2 protein-coding genes are annotated in these 2448 nt (G+C 46.4%); both read left to right on the top strand.

Going from position 1 to position 2448, the window contains the following annotated elements; genetic code table 11:
- The coding region (locus ACTG33_RS16990) for a PhoX family protein (protein WP_439136441.1) at nucleotides 1–1038 on the top strand (1038 nt) is incomplete at its 5' end.
- Nucleotides 1039–1801: 763 nt separating this feature from the next.
- Nucleotides 1802–2448 (top strand): hypothetical protein (locus tag ACTG33_RS16985; RefSeq protein WP_439136439.1); only part of this gene is annotated, 647 nt, incomplete at its 3' end.

Here is a 2448-nt window from a genome sequence, read left to right as displayed (position 1 = left end):
CAAGAGCGCTACGGTTTCTCTGATTCAGGTTTTGGTTACGGCTGGCATCTGTTCGATAAACGTTTCGATTTGACTGACGAAGACTATGTTAACGAACAACATCGTTTTGGCTGGATTGTTGAGATCGACCCTTTCGATGGCACACAACAGCCAGTCAAACGTACTGCACTAGGTCGCTTTAAGCACGAAGCGATAGCCATAGCGGAAAGCCGAAATGGACGTATTGCGGCTTACATGGGTGACGATCAAGTCTTTGATTACTGCTACAAATATGTCTCCGATAAAGCCTGGAAAACGGCGATCTCTGATGGCGAAAGTCCTTTGGATAACGGGCAGCTTTTTGTCGCTAAATTCAATGATGACGGCACGGGTGAGTGGCTGGAGCTGACCATCGATAATCCTGTATTGTCGGCACGTTTTGCATCCCAAGCCGAAGTGCTGATTTACGCACGGGTTGCGGCCGACCTTCTGGGTGCGACTCCGATGGATCGCCCTGAGTGGACCACCATTGGTACCAGCGGTGAAGTATTCTGGACCTGTACAAACAACAGCAGCCGGACCGAAGCCACTGCAGCGAATCCGGAAGCCCCCAACAGCGATGGCCACATCATCCGCACTCTCGACTCCGATGATCACATGGGCAACACATTCGTTTGGGACATCTATTTGATTGCTTCAACAACACGGGGCACAGAAGGCGTTTTCACTGATCCTGATGCAGCCTGGGCCGATCCATACGGTCGTCTATTCATCGGTACTGACGGCGGTCAACCGGATGGCCTGCAAGATCAACTGGTCGTATTCGATACCACAAAAGACACTCCAGAACCCAAGCGTTTACTGGTAGGTGTTAACAGTGATGAGATCACGGGCTTTACCATCACGCCAGATCAACGCACTGCGTTCGTTAACATACAGCATCCAGGCGACGGCAATCCATCAGCAACTAACTTTCCTGCGCCATACGATGGAACAACGATCCCACGTGACTGCACACTGGTAATCACACGTAAAGACGGCGGTATCATCGGGTCATAAAATTCGGTACCAGGAAATCCCTGAACAAGGATGTTCGGGGAAATATTTAATAATACGCACGACAATTTTCAAATAAAAATCATCACAAATTCCCCTATCAGAAGTCAGCGCAACGTTGATTAAAAAATTATCATCTGACACTTAACACTCCCATTCTTGTATTCAATAAAACCTATACTAGGATAAATCATTAGTGAAAATGATTTTCTCTTAAGCCTTAAGACACAGAAAATATTTTTTAGAAAACTGACGAAGTGTTTCTCGTATGAAGAACAGTTGTCTTCATATGTTAATGGAATATAGCCCTATCTTTTTCAGGCCACTATTAAACACAACATAAAAAATTGTTGGATAAAATGGTCTGTATTCATCAGCGCGCTCATCCTGAATGAATAATGAGGCAGTGAATATATTCGGAAAAATAATTTAAGAATAAAAATAGAAAGGCAAGCGGATCGACTGAGGTGATCACCTCCAAATCCAATCTAAGGGTATCCCTATTATTATGCTTACTAAATGAATACGCGGACTAACCAAACATTCAGCCCTGAATAACAACGAGAATATTAACAAGCTGTAATCTCGAAGAGTCCCTTTATCATACACATCAATCACCTAACTGGAGGCTAACGATATGCATAAAAAATAGGAAACCCGTCTTTCTGTACAGTATTACCTGACGTAAATGCACTTGCACCTATGAACTCTAAGTACTTTCTACATAATCAAATAAAATTAAAATTCATTCACCCGGGAGGTGAAAATGAAAGTTCATCCAGCCCTACATAGCGCACTGCTGCTGTCAGCTTCTCTCTTGACAGCGTCCCTAATTTCAACCCCCATCTCAGCTCAAGACAAAGGCGCGGAAGCCAGGCAGAAAGCACAAGAAAAAGCCGCTGCAGCCCGCCAGAACGGGAAAGATAAAGGCGCCGAAGCCAGACAAAAAGGACAAGAAAAAGCCGCTGAAGCCCGACGGCGAGCCAGTGCCCGACGTGGAATTGGGCCCGTTAAAATCTCGACCTTGCCACTGCCAGAGGGCATCAATCCGCGATCAGTTGCATTCACGCAATCGGGTAAACTTGTACTGAGGTACTCAGACGAAAATGGTGGCGGGAAGCTAGCAACCCTCAATGTTGACGGTTCGGAGTTTCGGCAGTTCTTCAATGGAGGAGAGGGAGACAATGACCACTTGCTCTTTGCCGACGGCAAGCGTATTCACCAGGGCACGACTATCGTGGAATGCACGAAGGTATTTGAGGAATGCGACGACGCAACAGTCGTCCCCATCAAATTTCCCGACCCGCTCGATGACGACCCCCGAATTCAAAATCGCGCCCAAGAAGCCATTATAGCGCCAGACAACAAGACACTATCCTGGATGGTGCTTATGGCTGATTACTCTACCGTCGT

It is taken from the genome of Pseudomaricurvus sp., assembly GCF_965662505.1.
Taxonomy (GTDB): Bacteria; Pseudomonadota; Gammaproteobacteria; order Pseudomonadales; family Cellvibrionaceae; genus Pseudomaricurvus.
This window is presented reverse-complemented; position numbering and strand designations above follow the sequence as displayed.